Origin of the sequence: Faecalibacterium sp. AF10-46 (assembly GCF_003604105.1) — a bacterium.
Classification (GTDB): domain Bacteria; phylum Bacillota; class Clostridia; order Oscillospirales; family Ruminococcaceae; genus Faecalibacterium; species Faecalibacterium taiwanense.
The window spans coordinates 55,716-81,384 of sequence record NZ_QVGY01000005.1 but is presented as its reverse complement, the minus strand read 5'-3'; the positions used below and the strand labels follow the sequence as shown (position 1 = coordinate 81,384).

The 25,669-nt window shown below is 56.0% G+C and carries 22 protein-coding genes, 1 pseudogene, 1 riboswitch and 1 other annotated feature; of the genes and pseudogenes, 14 read left to right on the top strand and 9 right to left on the bottom strand.

The annotated features are described in order from the left end of the window. Positions 1-21 precede the first annotated feature (21 nt). Complete coding sequence (locus DWV57_RS07260) at positions 22-837, top strand: MerR family transcriptional regulator (RefSeq protein WP_243089016.1); 816 nt, start codon at positions 22-24, stop codon at positions 835-837. 246 nt (positions 838-1,083) lie between these two features. Beyond that, positions 1,084-3,081, top strand: a complete 1,998-nt coding sequence (locus DWV57_RS07255; protein ID WP_120020384.1) for an FAD-binding protein — start codon at positions 1,084-1,086, stop codon at positions 3,079-3,081. Positions 3,082-3,173: 92 nt separating this feature from the next. Here the strand turns inward: DWV57_RS07255 and DWV57_RS07250 are convergent, their stop codons facing one another. The 6 genes from DWV57_RS07250 to DWV57_RS07225 form a co-directional block, all read right to left on the bottom strand. Then, entirely contained in the window at positions 3,174-3,881 is a 708-nt protein-coding gene (locus tag DWV57_RS07250) for an FCD domain-containing protein (RefSeq protein WP_118526737.1), read from the bottom strand. 110 nt (positions 3,882-3,991) lie between these two features. Then, positions 3,992-5,002: an alcohol dehydrogenase catalytic domain-containing protein gene (locus tag DWV57_RS07245; RefSeq protein WP_118526739.1), complete on the bottom strand. Its 1,011-nt coding sequence runs from the start codon at positions 5,000-5,002 to the stop codon at positions 3,992-3,994. After that, complete coding sequence (dgoD, locus tag DWV57_RS07240) at positions 4,996-6,144, bottom strand: galactonate dehydratase (RefSeq protein ID WP_120020383.1); 1,149 nt, start codon at positions 6,142-6,144, stop codon at positions 4,996-4,998. The genes DWV57_RS07245 and dgoD overlap by 7 nt, the downstream gene beginning before the upstream one ends. A gap of 89 nt (positions 6,145-6,233) precedes the next feature. Then, on the bottom strand, positions 6,234-7,484 hold the full coding sequence (locus DWV57_RS07235) for an enolase C-terminal domain-like protein (protein ID WP_097773820.1): 1,251 nt from the start codon (positions 7,482-7,484) through the stop codon (positions 6,234-6,236). Between the two features lie 29 nt (positions 7,485-7,513). Beyond that, positions 7,514-8,281 (bottom strand): SDR family oxidoreductase, encoded by a 768-nt coding sequence (locus DWV57_RS07230; RefSeq protein ID WP_118526743.1) that lies wholly within the window; start codon positions 8,279-8,281, stop codon positions 7,514-7,516. A 54-nt stretch (positions 8,282-8,335) separates the two neighbouring features. Then, complete coding sequence (locus DWV57_RS07225) at positions 8,336-9,373, bottom strand: alcohol dehydrogenase catalytic domain-containing protein (RefSeq protein ID WP_118526745.1); 1,038 nt, start codon at positions 9,371-9,373, stop codon at positions 8,336-8,338. 353 nt (positions 9,374-9,726) lie between these two features. Here DWV57_RS07225 and DWV57_RS07220 point away from each other — a divergent pair, with 353 nt between their 5' ends. From DWV57_RS07220 to DWV57_RS07195, 6 genes are all read left to right on the top strand, one after another. Beyond that, on the top strand, positions 9,727-9,936 hold the full coding sequence (locus tag DWV57_RS07220) for a hypothetical protein (protein ID WP_118526747.1): 210 nt from the start codon (positions 9,727-9,729) through the stop codon (positions 9,934-9,936). Between the two features lie 269 nt (positions 9,937-10,205). Further along, entirely contained in the window at positions 10,206-11,279 is a 1,074-nt protein-coding gene (locus tag DWV57_RS07215; protein WP_118526909.1) for a TRAP transporter substrate-binding protein, read from the top strand. A gap of 90 nt (positions 11,280-11,369) precedes the next feature. Then, positions 11,370-11,867, top strand: a complete 498-nt coding sequence (locus DWV57_RS07210) for a TRAP transporter small permease (RefSeq protein ID WP_158576281.1) — start codon at positions 11,370-11,372, stop codon at positions 11,865-11,867. Between the two features lies 1 nt (position 11,868). Then, positions 11,869-13,149: a TRAP transporter large permease gene (locus tag DWV57_RS07205; protein ID WP_158576282.1), complete on the top strand. Its 1,281-nt coding sequence runs from the start codon at positions 11,869-11,871 to the stop codon at positions 13,147-13,149. A 514-nt stretch (positions 13,150-13,663) separates the two neighbouring features. Next, positions 13,664-13,920 (top strand) — a binding site (T-box leader). Between the two features lie 79 nt (positions 13,921-13,999). After that, the gene (locus DWV57_RS07200; RefSeq protein WP_118526753.1) at positions 14,000-14,944 is read left to right on the top strand and encodes a bile acid:sodium symporter family protein; all 945 of its coding nucleotides are present in this window, start codon (positions 14,000-14,002) and stop codon (positions 14,942-14,944) included. 230 nt (positions 14,945-15,174) lie between these two features. Further along, the gene (locus DWV57_RS07195; protein WP_120020381.1) at positions 15,175-17,118 is read left to right on the top strand and encodes a hypothetical protein; all 1,944 of its coding nucleotides are present in this window, start codon (positions 15,175-15,177) and stop codon (positions 17,116-17,118) included. Between the two features lie 242 nt (positions 17,119-17,360). Here DWV57_RS07195 and DWV57_RS07185 read toward each other — a convergent pair whose 3' ends face one another. Both DWV57_RS07185 and DWV57_RS07180 read right to left on the bottom strand, forming a co-directional pair. Further along, positions 17,361-17,765, bottom strand: a complete 405-nt coding sequence (locus tag DWV57_RS07185; RefSeq protein WP_347562379.1) for a hypothetical protein — start codon at positions 17,763-17,765, stop codon at positions 17,361-17,363. A gap of 485 nt (positions 17,766-18,250) precedes the next feature. Next, positions 18,251-19,570: pseudogene (locus tag DWV57_RS07180) on the bottom strand (phage/plasmid primase, P4 family). 736 nt (positions 19,571-20,306) lie between these two features. Next, positions 20,307-20,421: riboswitch (FMN riboswitch) on the top strand. 151 nt (positions 20,422-20,572) lie between these two features. Here DWV57_RS07180 and ribD point away from each other — a divergent pair. The 6 genes from ribD to DWV57_RS07145 are packed head-to-tail and all read left to right on the top strand — an operon-like array spanning position 20,573 to position 24,901. Continuing rightward, positions 20,573-21,697, top strand: coding sequence for a bifunctional diaminohydroxyphosphoribosylaminopyrimidine deaminase/5-amino-6-(5-phosphoribosylamino)uracil reductase RibD (gene ribD / locus DWV57_RS07170; RefSeq protein ID WP_120020379.1), 1,125 nt, complete (start codon positions 20,573-20,575; stop codon positions 21,695-21,697). Beyond that, positions 21,661-22,302: a riboflavin synthase gene (locus DWV57_RS07165; RefSeq protein ID WP_165853675.1), complete on the top strand. Its 642-nt coding sequence runs from the start codon at positions 21,661-21,663 to the stop codon at positions 22,300-22,302. Before ribD ends, DWV57_RS07165 begins: the two co-directional genes overlap by 37 nt. 12 nt (positions 22,303-22,314) lie before the next feature. Then, complete coding sequence (locus DWV57_RS07160; protein WP_118526761.1) at positions 22,315-23,511, top strand: bifunctional 3,4-dihydroxy-2-butanone-4-phosphate synthase/GTP cyclohydrolase II; 1,197 nt, start codon at positions 22,315-22,317, stop codon at positions 23,509-23,511. A gap of 21 nt (positions 23,512-23,532) precedes the next feature. Continuing rightward, a complete protein-coding gene (ribE, locus tag DWV57_RS07155) occupies positions 23,533-24,009 on the top strand; it encodes a 6,7-dimethyl-8-ribityllumazine synthase (RefSeq protein WP_118526763.1) in 477 nt (158 codons plus the stop codon). Between the two features lie 20 nt (positions 24,010-24,029). Continuing rightward, positions 24,030-24,446, top strand: a complete 417-nt coding sequence (locus DWV57_RS07150) for a response regulator transcription factor (protein ID WP_120020378.1) — start codon at positions 24,030-24,032, stop codon at positions 24,444-24,446. Then, positions 24,443-24,901, top strand: a complete 459-nt coding sequence (locus tag DWV57_RS07145; protein WP_120020377.1) for a low molecular weight protein-tyrosine-phosphatase — start codon at positions 24,443-24,445, stop codon at positions 24,899-24,901. The genes DWV57_RS07150 and DWV57_RS07145 overlap by 4 nt, the downstream gene beginning before the upstream one ends. On the opposite strand, the gene DWV57_RS07140 is transcribed toward DWV57_RS07145, so the two are convergent. Continuing rightward, positions 24,819-25,550 (bottom strand): plasmid recombination protein, encoded by a 732-nt coding sequence (locus DWV57_RS07140; protein ID WP_243089017.1) that lies wholly within the window; start codon positions 25,548-25,550, stop codon positions 24,819-24,821. The genes DWV57_RS07145 and DWV57_RS07140 overlap by 83 nt on opposite strands. Positions 25,551-25,669 lie beyond the last annotated feature (119 nt).

Sequence of the window (25,669 nt, the reverse complement as noted above, 5' to 3'; positions counted from 1 at the left end):
CCGGGGTAAGGAGGAAGCACGGTGAGCGAAAACGAAAAGGGCTATTATATCCGAGAATTTTCCAACATGACCGGTCTGCCCCAGAGCAAGATCCGGTATTACGAAAAGATCGGCCTGTTCAAGGTGAAGCGGATGAAAAACGGCTACCGCTGGTTCAGCCCGGAGGATGCATTCCGGGTGAACGCTTTCCGCTGCCTGCTGCAGTATGGCTTCAGCATAGAGGAAGCGGTGCGGATGCTGGACGAAAAGCAGCAGACCGAACAGTTTGAGCAATCTCTCAAGCGGCAGCGCTACACCCTGACCCACGAGAAGCAGCTGCTGGAATACCGCCTGCAGGCGCTGGATGAGGCCATTGGCCTGCTGAACATGGAACCCGGTTCAGACTTTTCGGTTCAGGATGTGCCGGATAAAATATATGTCTATGCTTCCAATGGGCGGGACTTCAGCGTGGCGGGGCAGGCAGGGGAGACCATTTCCCGCTTTGTGGAGCTGCTGTCCATTTCCAGCTATGCGCGGGTGATCGAGACGGCGCAGTTCAGCTCCGAAAAACCGGAGCTGGACCCCAGCTATGTCTGTGCCATCCCGGCTTCGGAGGAGTGGCGGCTTGGAACATATGACCGCACCCATGTCCACTGGATGAATCTGGGCAAATGCATCGTGTATCACCGCAGCCTGACGCGGGAGGAGAGCGTGCGCAAGGAAACCTTTGCCCTGCTTCTGGACTGGATGACTGCCCACGGCTACCATATGCGGGAAAAAATGATGATCCTGCCCGGTTTTTTGAATCTGGATGGCTGCGGAAAGGACATGGAGACGGTGATCCTGCCGGTAATCTGAGCCAAAAACGCGGTACAGCACAATAGACACAAAAAGCCCTTGTGGAGTTTGCACAAACTCACAGGGGCTTTCTTGTTGTTAAATGACAAACAAAGTTTCAAAACGGTAACGGTGCTTGACCTTAAACCCGGTTTATGCTGTAAAGTGTTGTTCGTGAAATGTCAAACGAAGTTCCGGCCCGGCGGTGCCTGACCGGAAAACATCGTACACACGAAGAAGAAAGAAAACGTAAAGGAGAACCTTATCATGGCAAACCGCATTTCCCGTCGCAACTTCCTGAAAAAGGCTGCTGCCGGTGCCGTCGGCGCTGCTGCTGCCGGTGTGCTGACCAGCTGCGGCAGCTCTGCAAGCTCTGTTGCTTCCAGCACTGCTGCTTCCTCCACCGCTTCCTCTGCTGCTGCAAGCGCAGCTTCCGAGGCTGGCTTTACCTTCAAGCCCGGCACCTACACCGCCAAGGCTTACGGCAATATCTCCGACATTGAGCTGGAGTGCACCTTCTCTGAGACTGCGCTGACCGATGTGAAGATCGTGGGCCAGAACGAGACTCCCGCGCTGTTCAGTCAGGTGGAGAACGAGCTGATCCCCGCCATTCTGGACAATCAGGCAGGCGGCGTGGACAGCATTACCGGTGCTACCAATTCCAGCCGCGCTGTCAAGGAAGCCATTGCAGACTGTGTTGCGCAGGCAGGCGGCGACCGTCAGGCATGGCTGGGCAAGACTGTGGAAAAGACCGCAGGCGCAGCTGAGGAATACGATGTGGATGTGGCCGTCATTGGCTGCGGCGCAGCAGGCTTTATGGCAAGTATCGTGGCAGCCCAGAAGGGCATGAAGGTGCTCACCGTGGAAAAGGCCGGCAGCGTTGCAGGCGTGAACGGCATCAAGGTCTCCGGCCCCTTTGCAGTGGACACCAGCGTGCTGCACGCACGTGAGGGCGGCACCACCCTGACTGTGGACGAAGTGTTCAACCATGCCATGAACTACACCCACTGGACCCCGAACCCCAGCCTGATCAAGCGCTGCCTGGAGACCTCCAAGGACGCTGTGGAAGAGCTGGTGGGCATCGGCTACGAGATGAAGGAAGCAAACTTCCGCTTCGAGACCCCCTTCAAGGATGAGAAGGGCGGCTTCCACCTGATCACCAACGCTCTGGATGAGCGCGTGCAGCTGTGGGAGAAGGCTCTGGACGACAACGGCGTGCAGATGATCTACAACACCGCAGCCAAGAGCCTGATCGTGGAGAACGACAAGATCTGCGGCTTTACCGCTGAAAAAGAGGACGGCACCCCCATCACCGTCCATGCAGGCGCTGTCATCATTGCATCCGGCGGCTTCCTTGGCAACCGCGACCTGCAGGAGAAGTTCCTGCACACCCGCAAGCTGAACGCAGCTGCAGGCGGCAACAGCCTGTGCACCGGCGACGGCATTGTAATGGCAAACGACGCAGGCGCTGTGCTGTGCAAGACCTTTGGCTACTGCCCCTGCGAGTACGGCGGAACCAACAGCAAGGCCAGCCGCCCCGCAAAGCAGGATAAGTACGACCAGAACTACTGCTTCAAGTTCGGCCTGTACGGCAACCTGCTGGTGGACGGCGAAGGCAAGCGCTTTATCAACGAGGGCCTGCTGTGCGATTACCCCATGAGCTACGGCTCCGAGCAGATCCTGCTGAACGCCCCTTGGTACGGCATTGTGGATCAGGCTTATGTGGATGCCATGACCACGCAGGGCCTGTACGAGTACACCACTGCAAAGGGCGCTACCAGCGAGAACTGGTTCATTGGCAACTACTTCAAGGGCCGCATTCTGGACAACCTGCCCAGCGATATTGAAGAGGGCCTGAAGGAAGGCTGGCTGGTCAAGGCTGACACCATTGAAGAGCTGGGCGAGAAGTTCGGCCTGACCCATCTGGCTGAGACCGTTGCAAAGTACAACGAGTACTGCGAGAAGGGCGTGGACGAGCAGTTTGGTGCTAACAAGTGGTACCTCAGCCCCATCAAGGAAGGCCCCTTCTACGCTGTGCAGTGTGAGCCGAGTGCATGGAGCACCTTTGGCGGCGTGCGCACCGACGACTGCTGCCGCGCTCTGGATCTGGACAACCAGCCCATCGACGGCCTGTACGTTGCCGGCACCGACAGCGGCAGCCTGTACTACAGCCCCTACTACGATATCCCCGGCTTCTGCTATGGCCTGTGCATTGACAGCGGCTATATCTGCGCTGAGGAAGCAGCTGCCTTCGTCAAAGCCTGATCGGCTGCAGTAAAGCCCCATAAGCAATAAAAGATCCCGTCCACTTCTGGGTGAACGGGATCTTTTTTGCGTATCAGACAGGAAAAAGCGGCTCAGAGGTCGTTTTTCTCCTGCCCAAGATTATCGGATTCCAGATCGTACAGGCCGTGCTGCAGGTGCTCTTCCATCATGACCCGGGCACGCTTGCCATCGTGCTTGCGGAAAGCGTCCAGCAAAATGCCGTGGTAGTAGATGCCGCCGTAGTAACCGTTGGAAAGAATGAGCATCTTACCCAGACTAGCACGGCGCTGGAAGGTCTCGTTCATAATGGCAATGGTGTAATCGTTGCCGCAGGCGTTAATGATCTCCATATGGAACGCCACGTCCGCGTTGATGAACTCTTCGCACTTGCCCACAGAGGCCTTCATGGCCTTGAGGTAGCCCTCCAGTTTGGCGATCAGCTCCGGCGAGGCGGTCTGGGCCACCTGTGCGCAGACTGCCGGTTCTACGATGCTGCGGAACTCCAGGATCTGCTTCATGGTCTCGGTAGCATCGATGGTGGGAGCCGGTTCCTCCACATTGGAATAGAAGGCCGAAAGATCGTCCGAGATCAGGAAGGTGCCCTTGCCGTGCACGCTTTCCAGAATGCCCAGCGCAATGAACTGCTGCAGGGCGCTGCGCACGGATACACGGCTGACCCCCAGCTCTTCGCACAGCTGGTTCTCACTGGGGATCTTTTCGCCCACGGTCCAGTTGCCGTTGCGGATATTTTTGCGGATATAGTGGGCGATCTTTCCGGTGACGCTGCCCTTATCGGCCATAGTGGAACACCTCTTTGTATTACAACTTTTTCTAACTATATCATAGGATGTTGCAAAAGTAAATCAAAATCAGCGAAAACTGGCAGAAAAACTTGTATGCAGACAATTGCTCACGGAATCAGGACGGCTTTGGTCAGGCTTTCGTCCCGGTGCACAAGACGGTCGAACACCTGCGCACCCTCTGCCAGCGGAAAGCTCTGCCACAGGCCGGTCAGGTCGGCGCGGCCCTCGGCAATGGCCTGCAGGCAGACCGGGTACTCCCCGGCGGAGGAATAGCTGAACTGCACATCGATCTGCTCGGTGATGCAGCGCTGCAGCGGGAAGTCGATGGTCCGGGCGTGGTTGCCGATGACCATGATGCGTCCGCCCTTGCGCACCAGCTCCATGGCCTGTGTAAAGGAGCTTTGGGAACCGACGGCATCGTACACCACATCGGCACCGCGCTCTGCGGTGAGCTGCGGCAGCTGAGCGCAGTCCAGTGCACCCAGCTGTGCGGCCAGCTGCATGGGCCGGGTGTGGTGGCCGCTTATGCAGACCTGTGCGCCCTGACTTTTTGCGGCGATCAGGGTCATCAGGCCAATGGTGCCGTCACCGATCACGGCAGCGGTTTGCCCGGCGGCAAGGCCGCTGCGCAGCACTGCGTGCATTCCCACGGCAAACGGCTCCACAAGGCAGCCCTGCTCAAAGCTGACGGCGGGCGGCAGGGCATACAGAGTGCGGGCCTTTACGGCGATGTACTGGGCCATGGCACCATTTTTGCGGTACTCGGTGCAGGCAACGCCTACGATGCGGCGCTGTGCGCAGAGGTTGTGCATCCCGTGGGTGCAGAACCAGCAGTAGCCGCAGTATTCGGTGGAATCAAAGGTGACGCGGTCGCCCACGGCCCAGCTTTGCACGGCTTCGCCCAGCTGCGCAATGGTGCCGCTGGCTTCGTGGCCCATGACCAGCGGCGGGATGCGCCGCCCGTTCTCACCGCTGCTGCCGTGCACATCGCTGCCGCAGATGGCGCAGGCCTTTACCTCCACCAGCACCTCGTCCGGTGCCGGTTCAGGGCGGGGAACATCCCGGTATTCAAAGGTATGCGGTGCGGTGAACACCAGTGCTTTCATCATGTTTACCATTCTGCCACGCTCCCGTCCTCATGCCTCCAAACCGGGTTCTTCCAGCTGTGCGGGGTTTGGCCCTCTTCCTCCACCAGAGCCTTGTTCACCTCTACGCCAAGGCCGGGCTTCTGGGGCAGGCTGACAAAGCCGTTCACGAACTTGAAATCCTCGGGGTTCAGCGCGTAGTCCAGCACGCTGCGGCCCTCGTTGTAGTGGATGCCGATGCTTTGCTCCTGAATGGCCGCGTTGTAGCAGGTGGCATCCAGATTCAGGCAGCTGGCAAGGGCCACCGGGCCAAGCGGGCAGTGGGGAGCAAGGGCCACATCGTGGGCTTCGGCCATGGCGGCGATCTTCTTGCACTCGGTCAGGCCGCCGGCGTGGGAAAGGTCCGGCTGCACGATGTCCACGCCGCCAATGGCCAGCAGACGCTTGAAATCGTACTTGGTGAACAGGCGTTCACCGGTAGCAATGGGAATGTTGCAGGCCGCCGCAATCTCGGGGAAATACTCCATGTTATCGCAGAGAACGGGTTCCTCAATGAACATGGGGTCGAACTCTTCCAGCTTTTTGGCCACGATCTTTGCCATGGGCTTGTGCACCCGGCCGTGAAAATCAATGGCAATGCCAAAGTCCTTGCCGCAGCTCTCGCGCACGCTGGCTACGCGCTCCAGCAGGGCATCAATCTTGGCGTAGCTGTCCAGAAACTGCAGCTCGTCGGTGCCGTTCATCTTGATGGCGGTGAAGCCTTGCTTTTTCTTTTCCAGTGCAGCGCGGCCCACATCGGCGGGGCGGTCGCCGCCCACCCAGCTGTACACCCGCATCTTATCGCGGCAGCTGCCGCCCATCAGCTGCCAGACCGGCACATTGAAGTATTTGCCCTTGATATCCCACAGGGCCTGATCGATGCCGGAGATGGCGCTCATCAGGATGCCGCCGCCGCGGTAGAAGCCACCGCGGAACAGCACAGTCCACAGGTCTTCGATCTTCATGGGGTCGGCACCAATGAGGTACGGCTCCATCTCATGGATGCACTCGCATACGGTGGCGGCGCGGCCTTCCAGCACCGGCTCGCCCCAGCCGGAAATGCCTGCATCAGTGCTGATCTCAATAAAAGCCCAGCGAGGACGCACCAGCCATGTCTGAATTTTTGTGATCTTCATAGCAATGCTCCTTTGAGAACAAAAAACACTGTACGATTCCAGCCGTGTTTCTCCGTCAGGGATCGTACAGTGTCAAAGATTATTGCAAATTACGGAGTCTGCAGGCTGCCGTCGCGGTTGCGGGTCTGAGTCCAGGTGGTCACAGTATTCTCACAGGGATACTTTGCGGCCTCCTTCTCATTCAGGTCTACGCCGAGACCGGGCTTGTCGTTGGCGTAAACAAAGCCGTCGTTGCCGTACTCGGGCATACCGGGGAACACTTCCAGCAGAGCGCCGTGGTTGTCCTTCAGCTTCTGGATGACGAAGTTGGGCGGTTCGATGCCGCTCCACTCCTGCAGGCCCAGATTCTGAGCGGCCAGATCGATGTGGATGTTGGCTGCATGGGCCAGCGGGCTCATATCGCCGGGGCCGTGCCAGCAGATGCGCACACCATACTGCTCGCAGAACATCTGCAGCTTGCGGGCCGGGGTGATGCCGCCCACCTGGCTCAGATGCACGCGCATGTAGTCGATGCTGCGATTCTGCACCAGCTTCTTGTACTCGGCAGGGTTGTTGAACAGCTCGCCCTGGCTCAGCGGGGTCACGCTGGTCTGCTTGATCTTATCCAGCCATTCCACCTGCTCCAGAGGCACAACGTCCTCCATGAAGAACAGCTTGTAAGGCTCCATCTCCTTGACAAAGGTGACAGCCTCGGTGGGGTGGATGCGCTCGTGCACATCGTGCACCAGATCAATGTCGAAGCCTTCCTTGGCACGGATGCCGTCGAACAGCTTCAGGGTGTCGCGCATATACTTCTTGCTGTCCAGATACACGCCCGGCTCTGCGCCCTTGGCTGCCCACTCCGGAGCAGGGCCAAAGCCGCCGCCGCCGTAGCCGCCGCACTGGCAGCGGATGTGCTTGACACCGATGGAACGATACTTCTCGATGTTCTCGCAGATCTCGTCCACATTGGCACCGTCCACATGGCGGTACACCGGCACACCGGCGCGCATTTTGCCGCCGAACAGGTCGTACACAGGCATGTTGGCCATTTTGCCCTTGATGTCCCACAGGGCCATATCCACACCGGAGATGGCATTGTTGACGATGGGGCCGCAGCGCCAGTAGGCGTTCTGGTGCATCAGCTGCCACAGGTCGGAGATGTTGCGCACATCCTTGCCGATCAGCAGCGGACGCAGATAGGTCTCAATGAGATGCTGCACGGTCAGGTGGCGGTAAGCGAAGGTGGCGCAGCCCAGACCGTACAGGCCCGGCTCGCTGGTCTCCACCTTCACCACCACCAGATTGATGCCCTCGGGGGCGGTGCAGATCACTTTAATATCGCGTATGGTAGGGGCCATGATAAGGTTCCTCCCTTTTTCTGTGTTGATTACTTGACCAGATAGCCGCCGTCAACGGGGATCAGGGCACCGTTCAGGTAGTCGGATGCAGCGGAAGCCAGGAAGACGACGGGACCCTTCATATCCTCGGGCAGGCCCCAGCGGCCAGCGGGGATGCGCTTGGTGCACTCGTCCTTGCGCTCCTGCGTCATGTTGGCGCACATCTCGGTGTCCATGTAGCCCGGGCAGATGCAGTTGATGTTGATGCCGCGGCCGGCGCAGTCAACAGCAACGCTCTTGGTCAGCTGAGCAACAGCGCCCTTGGTTGCGGTGTAGGCAGGCACGGTGGTGCAGCCGAAGTAGGAAGCCATGGAGCCGATGGTGATGATCTTGCCGCCGGTGGGCTGCTTGAGCATGACCTGCAGAGAACGCTGGATCATGAACCAGACGTGGTCCAGATTGATCTTCATGACCAGATCCCACTGCTCTGCGGGGAACTCCTCGGGCAGATAGCGGCGCTGGATGCCTGCAGCGGGGATCAGAACGTCCAGACGGCCGTCCAAAATCTGCAGTGCTTCGTCAAAGGCGCGGTTCAGGTCAGCACGGTCGGCCAGATTGCCGATGACGGGGTAGGCTTCCAGACCCTTGGCGCGGTACTCCTCGCACACCTTCTCGACCTTTTCCTTCTGCACGTCGATGATGACGACCTTGCAGCCTGCCTCCAGCAGACCTTCGGCCATGCCGCGGGACAAACCCTGTGCGCCGCCGGTAACGATCGCATGCTTGCCGGCAATATCAAACTTAGTAAGAGCAGCCATAATAATGATCTCCTTCTATTTTATAATGTACGTGTTTATATCAGGGCCAGAGGGTCAGTCCTCTGCGCCGTCGAACAGGATAACGGTCTTCTTGACAGCCGGATCGGGATGAACGATGTTGTCAAAGACCTTTTCGATTTCGCTGAACTTGACGAAGGTGGTTGCAAGACCTTCCATGTGGTACTTGCCCTCGGCCATCTTCTGTGCAGTGGGGACCCACTGGTTCAGGCTCATGCGGGTGCCGCAGATGGTCAGCTCGCGGCCATTGATCATTTGCTGGGTGATCTTTTCGGGCACGGTGCAGAAGCCCATGGGAACCACGCGGCCTGCGTTGCACACGATGCCGGGCTGCATGATCATGGTCAGGCTGCCGGGGAAGCAGGCGGAGTCGAATGCGACGGTGCAGCCGTGGCCGTTGGTGATCTTCTGCACTTCGGCAACGATGTCCTGCGTTTTGCTGTTCACGGTGTAATCGGCACCGAACTGCTTGCTGCGCTCCAGACTGCTGTCGCTGATGTCGCAGCAGATGACGGTTTTAGCGCCCTTGAGCTTGCAGGCCTGTGCAATGATGGTGCCGATGGTGCCGGTGCCCAGAATGAACACCACATCGTCCTCGCACACGCCTGCACGGCTGGTGCTGTGCTCGCCGATGGTCAGCGGCTCGATCAGAGCGGCATCTTTCCAGGGGATGCTGTCGTCGATCTTGTAGACGTAAGGCTCTTCGACGCACCAGTATTCACGCCAGCCGCCGTTGGTGCCGCTGCCGCGCACCAGAACGTGCTCGCAGACATTGCCGCGGCCATGCTTGCACTGGTAGCACTCGCCGCAGCGGATCACGTAGTCAATCACGACGTGGTCGCCCACCTTGATGTTTTTGCAGTCTGCGCCAACCTTGGTGACCAGACCAACATTCTCGTGGCCGGGAATCAGCGGGTAGCGGGAGTTGGGGTTCTCGCCCTTATAAATATGGATGTCGCTGCCGCAGACACCAGCAGCCATCATCTTAATCTGGACTTCGTTGTCCTTCGGTTCAGGGATCTCAGTCTCGCGCATCTCAAAGTGGAGCGGCTCGGTGACCCAACACTCTTTCATAACAGTAGACCTCCTTGTTGGTGATCAGTGATCTTCTTGTAAATGTTCCGTCGTCGTATCTTGTTGTAATACAAGATTCATTGGCTTTAGTATACACGACAATACAAGAAAAGCAAGAGGAAATTTGAAAAAACAGGGCTTTAAGGATGATTTTTGACTAACTGCACAATTCTGGGCCTGCCGCTTTGTGATACAAGACGGAAACTGATGTCAAGACAAGTGCCCGGCAGAACATAAGAGCGGAATAGAAGGAGCACTAAAAATAAAGATACGGCAAAGAATAGCAGCTGCGGACAGGAATTCTGACGAAACTGGACATGTATCACAGAAAAAACGGCAGGACGGATCATTTTATGGATACTTCCTATTATAAATGCCTCTTGCGGAAGATGAACTTGTTTCGGCCCAAAAACAAGTTGGGGTGTGCCAGCGGTGCCGGATCGGGTCGGAAGAGGGGAGAAAGAGGCGGTGGACGGTGGAAGCCGGCAGAAGAAAATGAAGCCAAAAAAGTGAAAAACGTCAACTTGAACGGACAAAAAGCACAGGAATATGAAGAGATGTGACAACGATAAAACGTCAAAAAAGTCAAAAGTGTAACAAAAGTGGCCGAAAATCTTAAGTTTTACCTTTGAATTGTACAGATTTGCATTTTGAAACAAGTGCACTCTGCACAAAAAACATGTAACTTGTAAAAAGAATGTTGACAAGGCTTGTATTACATGCTATTATGTTGGCAACAGAAAGTCCCACGCAGGTGGGCGCCAGAAAAGTACGTGCAGACCGGCTGACACAAGCCCGGTCATGATGTTTAAGAAAATTGGAGGACAATAAGATGAAACAGTACATCAACCGCCGCGATTTCCTGAAGGCTGCTGGCGTGACCGCAGCTGCCGCTGCTCTGGCTGGCTGCGGTGTCACTTCCGGCTCCACCGCCACTGCATCCAGCACGGCTGCATCCAGCACCGCCGCTGCCGGCAAGTACGATGATGTCAAGGCCGATGTCACCCTGACCATGAGCCACCAGATGGCTGCAAGCCACTCCATCAACAAGACTGCTGAGGAGTTCGCTCGTCTGGTCGCTGAGAAGTCCGAGGGCAAGATGAAGGTGGATGTTTACTCCGCTGCAACTCTGGGCACCGAGACCGAGAACCTGCAGGCCCTGACTAACGGCACTCTGGATCTGGCCGTGATCGCTGCCGAGTTCTATGCAAACTACGTGGACGAGGCTGGCTGCCTGTGCCTGCCCTTCGTATACAGCAGCTACGACGACTGCGCTGAGAAGCTGGCCGGTGAGGCTGGCACCACTGTTGCACAGATGATTCTGGACAAGACCAATGTCCGCATTCTGGACTACTACGTGCTGGCATTCCGTCAGATCTTTACCACCGATAAGCCTCTGAACACCGTGAACGATATGTCCGGCCTGATCATCCGCATCCCGGACTCCTCTACTTATAAAGAGACCTTCACCCAGCTGGGCGCTGCTCCCACTCCTGTGGCATGGGGCGAGACCTACACCGCACTGGATACCGGTCTGGTGTCCGCTGTGGAGAACATCCCCGAGTCCATCATGTCTGCCTCCATGCAGGAAGTGTGCAAGTACGTCAACGTTTCCAACCACATCATTGGACCCACCACCATCTCCGTTTCCGAGCAGGTATTCCAGAAGCTGACCGAAGAGCAGCAGAACATCCTGACCGAGGCCGCTAAGGAAGCCTGCGAGTTTGGCCTGAATGCTACCAAGGACGGCAGCGATGCAAACTTCGCCGCTCTGGAAGGTGCCGGTCTGGAAGTGGTGGACACCGATGTTGACAGCCTGAAGGCAAAGATCAACTACAACGCATATGCTTGCGCAAAGACCGATGTCGGCAAGCAGATCCTGACTTCCATGGGTGTTGCTCTCTGATAGACCGTCCGTCTTTCCCTGAAAAAATGCGCGGGCAGGCCACAAAGGGCTTGCCCGCACTTAATTGAATAAAAGGAGATGAACCCCCGCATGAAAAATGTGCGTAAAACGGTGGATAAGATCCTGAATGTGTGCATTCTGGTTCTCTTCATCGCAATGTTCGGTGTTACCACTCTGAACGTTATCATGCGTTATGTCTTTAACTCGCCGCTGAGCTTTGCAGTCGAGTTTGGCCGCTACACCTTTGCAGGCATGGTCTATCTCGGCTCCATCTACGTCATGCGCGACGACGGTCACATCGGTCTGGACATCGTGGTGGATGCTCTTCCACAGCCGCTGCGCACCATCGTGAAAAAGTTCTCCCGCGTGCTGGTTCTTGCCTATCTGGCCGTATTCTTCTGCATGAGCACCCGCATGGTTATGGAGAACTGGACCAACCGTTCCAGCACCATGCATCTGCCCATGTCTGTTGTGTATCTGGCCATGGTCATTGGCAGTGCCGGTATGTTCATTGAAGAGCTGCTTCTCCTGCTGGGCAAGGGCGGCAGCGAAAAATTAGATGCAGGCGACATGGGAGGTGGCATGTAATATGTGGATGATCATTGGTATCTTCTTTCTGATGCTGCTCATCGGCGTGCCTGTTGCGTTCGGTGTTGGCATCTCCTCCATGCTGTATCTGGCCCTGAATGGTAAGGATCTCGTCATCCTCACCCAGCGCATCTTCGCTGGCGGTGACTCCTTCACCCTGATGGCAATTCCGCTGTTCATCTTTGCAGGCGAGATCATGAATGCCTGCGGCGTTACCAAGCGTATCGTCGGCTTTGCAAACGAGCTGGTCGGCTTTATCCCCGGCGGTCTGGCACACGTCAACATTCTGGCATCCATGCTGTTTGCAGGCGTTTCCGGTTCCACCTCTGCCGACGTTGCTTCCATCGGCGGCATGCTGATCGGCTCCATGGACGAAGCCGGTTTCGACCGCGACTACGCCACTGCCGTCACCGCGGCATCCGCAACCATCGGCTCCATCATTCCGCCTTCCATCCTGATGGTGTTGTACAGCTCCATCACCGGTATCTCCGTTGGTAAGCTGTTCATGGCAGGCGTGATCCCCGGCATTCTGGTGGGTGTCAGTCAGATGATCTACGCTTTCATCAAGGCAAAGAAGAACCCTGCCAAGTACGACGGCGATGTGAAGGTCAAGTTCGACTTCAAGCGCATGGTCAAGTCCTTCATCAATGCTCTGCCTGCGCTGGTCATGCCTCTGATCATCATTGGCGGCATCCTGTCCGGTGTGTTCACCGCAACCGAGGCCGGTGCGATCGCCGGTGCTTACGGTCTGATCATCGGCATCTTCGTCTACAAGGAGTTCACCTTTGAGGGTGCCATCAAGACGGTCCTCAGCGCAGCCCGCACCTCTGGCATGACCATGCTCATCGTGGCAAGCACCACCGCATTTGGTTACTGCCTGGCCATTGAGAAGTTCCCCGAGCAGGTGTCCGCTCTGCTGACCGGCATCTCCACCAACCCCAACGTCCTGATGCTCCTGATGATCCTTGCCATGTGCGTCATCGGCATGTTCATGGATACCACCTCTGCCGCCATCATCATGGTGCCCATCTTCTACCCCATCGCCGCAGCTGCCGGCATCGACGGCATCCACTTCGGCATGGTCATGGTGCTCACCTTCATTCTGGGCGGCATCACTCCTCCCGTTGGCGTTACCCTGTACATCGCAACCGCTGTTGCAAAGATCAAGTTCACCAATCTGCTCAAGGAAATGTGGCCATTCATCGCACTGTTCATCGCAGTGCTGTTCGCAGTTGCTTACTGCCCGGCTATCTGCCTGACCATCCCCAACATGCTGGCCTGATCTGCAGCCGGACAGCAGATGCTCATGAAAAGCTTTTTCTAAATTTTCTCCTAAATCTCCTATCCCATGCTTTGCATTCTCCATTACTTCCCAACGATCTCCCAAAACAGAAACCATTCGTGCAGAGGTCAGGCTGCTTTCATCCCTCCCGGGTGGAAGCGGCCTGACCCTCTTTTTTGCCAAAGACCCGGAAAGGAGCATTGTTTAACGCCGGAGAACATCCCGGAGTTCCGCAAGGCGGGCTGCCTTGGCGTGGGCCTTGCCAGCAGCCTGATGCCGAAGGACAAGGCCGCCGCCCGCGATTGGGATGCCTGCGCGGAATACGTGCACATGCTGCTTACAAAAGCCAAAGGCGAATAAACCGCAGAAACAGCAAGGCCGTCTGCCCGTTATGGGTGGGCGGCTTTGCTGCGTGAACCACTTTCACTCCTGAAATGAACTGCATGAAAAATCAGAAGGACCCATTCTATTGACTTTGCCTTTGCAGGGGAGTATACTCCATGTCACCAAGAATATCACGGCTATGACGAGAAAGAGTACCCGGAAGGAATGCTGCAGAGAGCTGCCGGTTGGTGCAAGGCAGTGCAGGGCATCCGTGGGAAGATCCTCTCCGAGCTTTCCGGCTGAATGGACGGTGTGCGCCCCAGTAAGCAGGAACGGCAGGCCCCCGTTATCACGGGCCGCGCGTTGTTGGACGTGCACTGAGTGGTCAGCGTTGTGCTGGCAATAAGAGTGGTACCGCAGAGGATTTTACACGCCTTTGTCTCTTACAGACCGTAAGGGACAAGGGCGTTTTATTTTGCGGATGCTTTTGTCCCAGAGCATGTCAGAAGGAAAAGGAGAAACAACTATGAAAACACTGGAAAAAGTAAGCGACTTTGTGGGCAAGTACATGGCCGCCATCGTTATTGTGGTGGCCGCGGGTGCCCTGTTCTTCCCCGGCCCGTTCAGCGTGGTAAAGACGGCGTGGGTCAATAACCTGCTGGGCATCGTGATGTTCGGTATGGGCCTTACCCTGAAGCCGGAGGACTTCAAGGTGGTGTTCAGCCGCCCGAAGGATGTGATCGTGGGCTGCGTTGCACAGTTCACCCTCATGCCGTTTCTGGCATGGGCGCTCACGCAGGTGTTCCACCTGCCCACCGAGCTGGCCATTGGCGTGATCCTGGTTGGCACCTGCCCCGGCGGCACCTCTTCCAACGTGATGACCTACCTTTCCAAGGGCGACGTTGCACTGTCCGTTGGCATGACCGCTGTTTCCACCGTGCTGGCTCCGCTCCTCACCCCGCTGCTCACCCTGCTGTACGCTGGCCAGCGTGTTGACGTGAACCCCGTGAGCATGTTCATGTCCATCGTCAAGGTGGTGCTGGTGCCCATCGCACTGGGCTTTGTGGTCAATCACTTCTTCCATAAGTTCACCGAGGAAGCCGTCCGTGTGCTGCCTCTGGTCTCCACTACCGCCATCGTGCTGATCATCTGCGCCGTGGTCTCCGCCAACAGCGCCAAGATCATGACCAGCGGTCTGCTGATCCTTGTGGTGGTCATCCTGCACAATGTGCTGGGCTACCTCACCGGCTTTGGCGTGGGCAAGCTGCTCAAGCTGGACTCCACCAAGTGCCGCGCGATCTCCATCGAGGTGGGCATGCAGAACTCCGGCCTTGCAACCAGTCTGGCCGCCGCACACTTTGCACAGTATCCGTTGGCTACCATTCCCGGCGCTGTGTTCTCCGTGTGGCATAACATTTCCGGTGCCATCCTCGCCAACTTCTTTGCCCGCACAGCAGAGAAGAAGGATTGATCTTTCATAACACAACAAAGCCCCCGGCAGGCGCAAACCTGCCGGGGGCTTTGCTGTGCCTGCGGGCCGGGTATCTGCAACAGAACCGGCACAAATCGTGCTTTTCACGCTGCTTTTAGGGCGATTCACGCAGGTTTGCTTCCAAAATGCGGTAAAGTGTGGGATAATCAAGGTACTGTAATACATACCCCCCCCCGTAAAAATGCGAGGGGAAAAAAGGAGGTTGTACCATGAAACAAGGCAAACTTATCCGGCGTGCAGTATCGGCGGCGCTGGCCGGATGCATGATGTTCACCCTTTCCGCCCCGGCTCTGGCCGCAAGCACCGATGACCTGCTCCAGCAGAGCACCGCCGCCAAAAGCGCGGTGAACGTGCTGGACGAAGAGAACGGTATGACGGAAGAAACGGCATATCAGATGGATCTCAACAACGGCAATCAGGTTGGCAATAAGGTCGTGCAAAATTTTGGCATTTATGTTGACGATAAGCCTGTCACCAGCGAGAATTATCAAAACCTGAAGAGTGGGCGTATCGTCTACGACCCGGAGCAAAAGACCCTGACGGCAGCAAATAGGATCAAGAACCTGCTGAAGATCAGAGCGCCAGAAACAGATGTCATTTTGAACGGTGGCATCGGTAGAGGCGATTTGACGATCAGACAGCAGGACGATCCGAGTGTTGTAGGTGCAGATGATGTGACCGTCACCAGTGACCAGTATGCAACAATTGATGGCTGGGCTTACATCAACTGCACCGGTAAGGTGAATATCAGCAGCGACGAAGATATGGCTGTGAACGGAAATCTGAACATTTATGCTTCCAGCGAAGTGATCCTTTCTGCGTACAGCAGCGTTGTGACGGGCAGCGCAAATATCACCAGCAACGGTGACGTGACCATTGAGAGTACCGACGGTAGAGCGGCGCAAGAACTGACGATCAACAAGGCCCAGAATGTCACCATTACCATCAGTGATGCCGAAAGAGCAGTCTCCGAAGATACCAAGATCACCTCTTCCGGTACTGTGATCCTGAAAAACAACGCACAGGGCGGCCGTGTGGGCACTGTTGACTTTACACAGGCAGACGGCAAGGCCTACGTCTACTATATCAGCGATGAGCCGGATGCAAAACTGATCGACCTGCGCATCCATCCGCTTGCAGAAGCGGCAGAAAGCAGCTACCTGCGCATTGAGCCGAGGGAGACGACTTACAGCATTACCGTTGCGAACGGCACCGCGCAGGTGGGCGACGACACCACCGGCCAGATTACTACCGCCTTTGAGGGCGAAAAGGTCACCGTCAAGGCCAACGCACCCACCGATGAGGATGCCGCCAAGGGCGTGAAGTTCCACCACTGGAAGGTGGAAGAGGGAAACATCAGCGTCGACCCGACTGCGGGCAGTCTGGGTTCTGCGACTGAAGCAGGCACCGAGGAGATCAGCTTTGATATGCCCAAAGGCAATGTGAAGCTGACCGCTGTTTACAGCATCCCCGCTTCTGTGTTGAGGAACACCGTCACCGTTGAGGGCGGCAAGGCAAAGTCCACTCTGGGCGAGGGCAGCGGTATCTCCGCAGAGATCGGCACCAAGGTGGAGATCTCTGCTGATACCGAGGAACACCCCGATAAGGTGTTCGTGAAATGGGAAATCGTGTACCCTGAGAACTTCCCGGAGAATGTGCCGGAAGAGCTGCAGCTCAAGCTGGAAGAACCCAACCGTGCAAAAACGACGTTTGAGATGCCCGCTTACCCGGTCAAACTGATCGCCCACTGGTCGGCCATCGACCCGGACGAATCCCTTGACCCCGGCGCTGGCTACGATGCCAGCTCTGCTGCAGGCGGTGCAATTGCCGCCGTGGCCGTTGGCGGTGCAGCCATCTGGGGCGGCTACGAGATCACCACCCGCGTGATCCTGCACAACCTCCTGCCCGAAGGCGCAGCCATCCCGGCAAACCGCGGCCAGCTGGCGCTGCTGGTGTGGAACACCGCAGGCAGGCCTGAACCCGCAGGCGCACCCGCCTTTGCGGATGTGGCCGACGCTGACATGGCAAAGGCCGCACAGTGGTGCACCGAGCAGGGCATCATGGATGCCAAGGGCGACCGCTTTGAACCCGAAGGCTGGACCCCGAAGTTCAAGGTGATCGAAGTGTGGAATAAGGCGTTCCCCAAGCAGTAAAACAGCAAACAGCCCCCGGCAGGCGCAAACCTGCCGGGGGCTTTGCTGTGCTTAAATTGGAGCTTGTCGGGGCAAGGCCCCTCCATCTTGCTGGCGCAAGACCGCTCGGCCGCTTAAAAGCCCCACTGGGGCTTTCATTGCTGCGCAAACGCAAACTTCTTTCACTTGCACCTCCATATCCTTGTAACCGGGTGCCGGGGCAGAAGGTGCCAGCTTTCTGCCCCAAACGCTCCCGATGAGGTTCAGATTTCCGAGTGCCCCTCCTGTGTGCGGGGTTGTGCCGCTGGTTTGTTTTGTGCCTGTTCTGCCTGCAAGCGGTTCAGCAGTTGCAGAACGGAATCCCGTGCTTTCTCCTTGACCTGCTCCTTGCCTTTCTGCCGGACTTCCGGCTTCAGCAACTTCTCTTGCAAGCGGGTGGCAGTGGTCTGCATGGTCTTGAGGAACTTGTCCAACACGGTGTCCAACCGATGAGCGGCGTACTCTCTCGTGGGTTGCGAAGCGTTGCGCTCCGGGGACAGCACCCACTTCTTCGTATCCTCGATCATCCGCATATCTTCCTTGCGAGTTTCGGTGCGCACCACATCGGTCACGACCTCCACCGCCTTGTCGTAGGCCGCAGCCGAAACATCTTCCAGCAAGGTCTCCATAGACATCCCTCCGTTTCAACAGCTTGGCGGGGAGAACGCAGCAGCGGAGCTGCTGGATCTGCCGCCGTTTTGCGCCAGATAATACCCAGTAGGATATGACGCACAGCATCATATCACTGGGCAAGGCGTTCCCCCTTGACTCCCTTCAAAGGGCTGCGGTCTCGCCTGTCGGCTCGGTCGGTGCTTCAAAATACCTGCGGCCTTTTGAGGTCGCCACTGGCGACCCGCACCTCTGCACTCTTGCTCCGGGCAAGCTGACAGGCAAAGATTGGCGAATCCCTGCCCGCAGCTTGTCCGGCTTTTCAGAGGGCCATTTTGACCCTCTGATTTTGGCAAACTGTCAAGATGACACTTTGCCAACGCCCCCTATAAAGGAGAACTTGAGCGTTTTTCTGCGTACGTGCGTACACAGCAGGCGGCGTTCTCTGTACGCACGTACGCAGCGAAAGACCGAAAACGTGCCATATAGGGGGATCAAAAGCGGGTCATGCCCGCCAGCCGTTTGGGGTAAGGTCAGGCTGCACAAGGGTCTCGATGCCCACAAATCCCCGGACCCGCCGCCCGGAAGAATTGATGATGTTGTTGGTGGATTCCAGATTGTACCTGCGCTGGTTGGCGATCAGGGCATCGCTGAACCCACGGGACTTGATGGCGTTCAGGCTGTTCTCCTCACACCACATCTTGTAAACCTCATACAGCTCTTTCGAGCTGGTGCAGGCATCCGCCTTCAGGCGAATGTAGCCCTCGGATTCGAGGAAATCGAACACATTGTTGTTATCCCGCTTCACCAGTTCCCGGTTGCGCTTGGCACGGTCGCTCTCGGTGAACTGAAAGCCGTTCTTCACCAGCCGCTGCAAGCCCTCAAATGCTCACAGCAGGATGCCCTCGGCTTCTGCCGCCATCTTCTCGGCAATGTCCGGGTCGTCTACACGGGACAGGGGTTTGTCCTTGGTAGTCAGGACAAGCTGGCGGCGGTAGAATCCGTCCGAGCGGTCATACAGAGCCTGCAAGTCCCCGTTGCTGAACGCCAGCAGACGGGCGTACATCCAGCCCTGATAGCTCTGTTTGCCCTTGCGCTCCAAGTCCATCTGTCCCTGTGCGGTCACGATGGATTTGACGTAGTTGGTCTGACGCAGGACTTCCATCCGCATATCATCGTCCACGCAGAGCAGGATGTGCTCCAGATCGGCACGGGCAAAGCGGTTCTCCGAAATCTTGCCGATGCTGCCATCCTTCATGTTGCAGCCGAACAGCCGGGACAGCATCACGCCGATCTGCGATTTTCCCTCGCCGCCGCTGCCCTTGATGACCATCATGCGCTGCCCCTTGTTGCTGGGGATCAGGCAGTAGCCGATGAACTCCTGCACTGTGGGAATGTCCTCCGGGTAGAGCAAATCGGACAGGAACTGCAGCCAGTGGACAGGCTGGACGGCTTTCAGGTCATACTTGACGGGCAGGCGGTTGCGGACGATCTCCGACTTGCCTTCTTGAAAGGTTCCGTCCAGATACAGGGTGCCGTTTGCCAGCGCAATGCGGTCGGTGACGGGCGGGAAGTCCTTCACCTGCGCCGCCAGTTTCAGAACATCCACGACATTGCTGACCCGTTTTGCGATATTTGCGCCGATATGGTCTCGCAGCATATCGAAAATTTCACAGCGCAGGTTCATGGTGTCTGTGACCCTGCCGTCCGGGGTGAAAAATGCGCCATTCGAGTAAAGCAGTTGGTGGATGCTCAGAAAATCGTCACAGAACAGGGATTCGTTGAAAAAGCCCTTCTTGAACCATGCAGGGGTAAAATTACTCATAGGCATTCCATCCTTTCGTTGGTGTTACGGAAAAACAATGTGGTCAATTTGACCACATTGTTTTCTGGTAACTGAGGAATCAACGTTTAGCCGTTCTCCCTGCATGGATTTCCTGCCCCCTTCCGGCGGCGTTTTCCGGCTCTCCTTCTCAGGGTCATCGCCGGGTATCCCATGCAGACGGTCATGCGGTTTTCAAGGTGCGGTGCTGGATTTGGCAATAAAAAATCGCTACACAACAACCTGAACCTGACCATCCTTTCCGGGATGGCCTTGGTTCGGGTTCGTTATGTAGCGATAAGAAAGTTAAAAACTTGCTCCGGCTCCTTCGGGAGCCAAGCTAGAACTCTAAGTAAATATGTTATATTAAATTGTTGGGATAGATTACCACAAGAACCGAGCCGTGTCAACGTGAACTTGTCGGGGCAAGGCCCCTCCATCTTGCTGCGCAAGACCGTTCGGTCGCTTAAAAGCCCCACTGGGGCTTTCATTGCTCCGCTTCGCTGCGCAAACGCGAACTTTTGAAAACACGATATTTTCGGCAGCTTGCAAGAAAACACAAGGGGAACTTTGGTAAAAAGAGAGAGGACCGGACGATGCCAGCCCTCTTGACAAGGCAACAACAGCCAAAAAGTTTCATTCCCACCCTCAAACCATCTTCATCCCGGTTTCGTCCCGGTTTGCAGAATGCCCTTGCAATCCGAAAGGAGCCGTGCTATAATGCCGCTGTAATTGAATCATAAATCTTCAGGGCAGGGTGTGATTCCCTACCGGTGGTACAGCCCACGAGCCGTAAGGCATGATTCGGTGAAACTCCGAAGCCGACAGTACAGTCTGGATGAAAGAAGATACCAAGCGCAGAGCCCGCACGGTTCTGTGCTTGTGGAGGCTGCTCTGGGATGCGTTTGCATTCTGGAGCTTTCTTTTTTGCACAAGAGTCCCTTGTGTCTTTTCGGCTTGCCCTGAACGTTTTTGTTCAGGGCTTTTTCTTTTGGAGGCGACACGATGAACGACGAAGATTATATGCGTCTGGCTTTGCAGCTTGCAAAAAAGGGTTGCGGATGGACATCTCCCAACCCGATGGTGGGTGCCGTGGTCGTAAAAGAGGGCAGGACCATCGGACAGGGCTGGCACCAGAGATACGGTCAGGCTCATGCGGAGCGCAATGCGCTGGCATCCTGCACCGAAGATCCGCAGGGAGCGACCCTGTATGTGACATTGGAGCCGTGCTGCCATTACGGAAAGCAGCCGCCCTGCGTGGATGCGATTCTGGACGCGGGCATTCACCGGGTGGTCGTGGGTTCTGCTGACCCGAATCCGCTGGTGGCTGGAAAAGGAATTGCGTTCCTGCGTGCACATGGCATAGATGTGATCGAAAATGTTCTGCAAGAGGAATGCGATGCGCTGAACAAGGTATTCTTCCACTATATCACCACAAAACGCCCCTTCGTTTCCATGAAATACGCCATGACGATGGACGGAAAAATCGCCACATACACAGGCGCTTCCAAATGGATCACCGGGGAAATTGCCCGGAATCATGTTCAACGGCAGCGGCACCGATTCCGCGGCATTATGGTGGGAGTCGGAACCATTCTGGCAGATGACCCGCTGCTGACCTGCCGGATAGAGGGTGGCCGTGATCCTGTCCGGATCATCTGCGATACACATTTGCGGACACAGCTGCAATCACAGGTGGTCATGACCGCCAAACAGGTCCCCACCATTCTTGCGACCTGCTGCGGCGACCCAGAGAAGCAGGCGGCATATCAACAGGCCGGGTGCCGGATTCTTTTTCTGGAAGAGCATTGCGGTCATGTGAATCTTTTGCAACTGATGGAACAGCTGGGGCAGGAGCAGATCGACAGCATTCTGCTGGAAGGCGGCGGAACCTTGAGCTGGTCTGCACTGGAAAGCGGCATCGTGCAGCAGGTACAGGCTTACATTGCCCCGAAGCTGTTTGGGGGGAGAGATGCCAAAACGCCCATTGAGGGCGCAGGTGTCTCGTTCCCGGATGCAGCATTCCAGCTGAAAAATAGCCGGTTGGAACGTCTGGGCGAGGATCTCCTGATTGAAAGTGAGGTGGAGTACCCGTGTTTACCGGAATCGTGGAAGAAGTCGGAACAATAAAATCCATCAATCGGGGACAGCATTCCGCCGTACTGACTGTTCGTGCAAAAACGGTTCTGGAAGAAACCAGGATCGGTGACAGCATCGCCGTCAACGGCATCTGTCTGACCGTCAGGCAGCTCTTTCCGGATGGCTTTGCTGCAGATGTCATGCACGAAACCTTGAACCGCTCTGCGCTTGCACAGCTCAGCGTTGGAAGTGCTGTCAATCTGGAACGTGCCATGCCGGCCAACGGACGTTTTGGCGGACACATCGTAGCAGGCCATGTGGATGGCGTCGGACGCATTGCTAATATCCGAAAAGACGATACGGCCATCTGGTACACCATTCATGCAGATTCTGCGATCCTTCGCTATGTCGTCGAAAAGGGTTCCATCACAATAGACGGTATCAGCCTGACCGTGGCTGCGGTGGAACCTACGGGCTTTTCCGTGTCCACGATACCGCACACCGTCTGTCAGACGAACCTGAACCAGCGGCACAAAGGGGATTTTGTCAATCTGGAAACCGATGTTATCGGAAAATATATCGAGAAGCTGCTTCCATCAGAAGCACCGAAACAAAACACGCTCACAAAAGAAATACTGCTGCGCTGCGGCTTTTAAGGAGAGTTTAGGATGAACTTCAATACCATTCCCGAAGCTTTGCAAGACCTGAAACAAGGAAAAATCATTCTGGTAACGGATGACCCCGACCGTGAAAACGAGGGGGACTTCATCTGTGCTGCCGAATTTGCCACCACTGAAAACATCAACTTTATGGCGACCCACGGCAAAGGTCTGATCTGTATGCCGATGTCCGAGGCTTTCGTCCAGAAGCTGCAATTCCCGCAGATGGTGCAGCATAACACCGACAACCATGAAACGGCATTTACGGTGTCCATCGACCACGTTTCTACTTCTACAGGCATTTCTGCCGCAGAGCGTTCCATTACGGCGATGGCTTGTGTGGACGATCACGCAAAAGCAGAAGATTTCCGCAGACCGGGCCATATGTTCCCCCTTCTGGCAAAAAAGAACGGTGTGTTGGAGCGCAACGGTCACACGGAAGCAACCGTTGACCTGTGCCGTCTGGCAGGGCTGAAAGAATGCGGCCTGTGCTGCGAGATCATGCGGGAGGATGGCACGATGATGCGCACCGCTGAACTGGCAAAGCTGGCAGAGCGTTTCCAGATCAAATTCATCACCATCCGTGATTTACAGGAGTACCGCAAGTGTCACGATAAACTGGTCGATCAGGTGACGGCAGTGAACCTGCCCACCAAGTATGGCACCTTCAGAGCTTATGGTTTTGTGAGCCGCCTGAACGGAGAGCATCACATTGCACTGGTAAAAGGTGACATTGGCGATGGAAAGGATATTCTGTGCCGCGTCCACTCGGAATGCCTGACAGGAGATACATTTGGCTCTTTGCGTTGTGACTGCGGCCAGCAGCTGGCCGCTGCCATGACACAGATCGAAAAAGAAGGCCGGGGCATCCTGCTTTATATGCGGCAGGAAGGCCGGGGCATCGGTCTGATCAACAAACTGCGTGCCTATGAACTTCAGGAGCAGGGCATGGATACGCTGGAAGCCAATCTCGCTCTGGGGTTCCATGGAGATGAACGGGAGTATTATCTCGGCGCACAGATCCTCCGGGAACTTGGCGTAAAAAGCCTGCGCCTGCTTACCAATAACCCAGACAAAGTATATCAGCTCTCCGAGTTTGGGCTGGAGATCTCCGAGCGCGTACCCATTCAGATGACGGCGACCCCGTATGACCTGTTTTACCTGAAAACGAAGCAGGCACGGATGGGACATCTTCTGGAATATTAACAACGAAAGAGGTATTTAAAAATGAAAACATTTGAAGGCAAGCTGGTTTCTCAGAACATCAAGGTCGGTATCGTAGCTGCCCGCTTCAACGAATTTATCACGTCCAAACTTCTGAGCGGAGCAATGGATGGTCTGTTCCGGCACGATGTGCAGGACGCTGATGTTAATGTTGCATGGGTTCCGGGTGCTTTTGAGATCCCACTGGTTGCCTCTAAAATGGCAAAAAGCGGAAAGTATGATGCTGTGATCTGCCTTGGTGCAGTGATTCGCGGTTCTACCAGCCATTACGACTATGTGTGCAATGAGGTTTCCAAAGGCATTGCCACGGTCTCGCTGGAAAGCGGGGTTCCCGTCCTCTTTGGTGTTCTGACCACCGAAAACATCGAGCAGGCCATCGAGAGGGCAGGCACCAAAGCAGGTAATAAAGGCTATGACTGCGCGGTCAGTGCCATCGAGATGGTAAACCTGCTCCGGGAAATGGATACCGCCGCAGAGTAAAATACACGCAGGAGTTTGCCATGATCGTTATAAAAACCCGACAGCCTGACCCGGAATTGGAGCAGAAGATCCGGATGCTTCTGGAACGAGAGCACATCGAGGCAGAGCAAATATCCATTGATTCATGGGAGAAGTTGGTTCTTCCGGGGCTTACACTGGATGGAATGACCCACGAAGTGTCGTGCAACGGCAGAAAAGTCTCCCTTACACGACTGGAGTTCGATTTGCTGCTGATGCTTGCCTCTCACGAAAGACAAATCTTTTCAAAAGAAGAGCTTTTCCGTGCTGTGTGGGGACAAAACTGTGATGACACCTTAAAGGTCGTGGCAAATACCGTTTCCAATCTGCGAAAGAAGCTGGCCGGCTGCGGCAGCTTTATCCGCACTACCCACGGCGGCTATACTTTTGTAAGCCAAAAGGAGAACGACCCGGTATGACCAGGATCTTATTTATTTGTCTCGGAAATATCTGCCGAAGCCCGATGGCCGAATCTATAATGAAAGACCTTACGTCCAAGGCGGGATTTTCCGAGCAATTTGAAATTGCGTCAGCCGCCACCAGTGCATGGGAAATCGGAAATCCGGTCTATCCTCCTGCGCGGCAGAAGCTGGCAGAACATGGCATCGACTGCAACGGCAAGACCGCCCGGCAGATGACTCGGCTGGATTATGCACGGTATGATCATCTGATTGGCATGGATGAAAGCAATCTGTGTGACATCCTGCGGATTGTCGGCGGTGACCCACAGCATAAAGTCTCGCTGCTGATGGCGCATACGGATCATCCCTGTGAAGTGGCAGACCCATGGTTCACGGGAGATTTTGAAGCCACATGGCAGGATATACTGGAAGGATGCACGGCATTGCTTGAGGAACTGCGCTATCAAAGGTGATTTTGCGGTTGCTGCGGCGGCTGAGGGGCTTGCCCTGGTCAGGCAGCTCAAAACCCAACGCTTCCAGCGCCTTTTCCTGCTGGGGAGCTACCTCTCCATGCTTGTTCTCGCAGTCGAACACATGGCGCTCGTGGATGTGAGGCGTACTTTCGTCCAGATGCAGTGCCCAGTCCAGTACATGAACATGGTCTCCGAACCTCGCCTTGAACTCCTCAATGAATTCGGTCACGACCGCCAGAAGAACTTCGCCCGAAGCATGGTCGTCCTCTGTTCCCAGCTGATAGATGGTTTCTTCCGGGCAGGTCTTGCGGCTGGACAGCAGGTCAGGAATGCTGCGGTTTCGTTCCGTGTGCCGGATCTTGGCGTTGCGCTCATTTTGCCTTTCGATGAACTCCGAGTAACGGGTCTCGTAGAATTGCCGTTCCACATCCGAGAATGTCCCTGCCAGATCATCCGGGTCTTGTGGGGCGAGAGCCGAACGGAAGCCGAAGCAGTCCCAGTAGATGTTGCCCTTGGCTCGTTCCGGGTCAATGTGCTCGCTGTTGGTGAGGTCGAAATTACGGTCGTTGTGCTTGGGGTTATAGGTGCCGTGTTTTCCGGCTCGTCCATTGTGTCGTGTCAGCTTCAGATAAACATCCCTCCATTTCAACGTCTTGGTGGGGTGGGGTGCGCAGCAGCTTTGCTGCTGAATCTGCCGCCTGCGGTGCGCCAGATAATACCCAGTATTATATGACGCACAGCATCATATCACTGGGGCAAAGGACTACG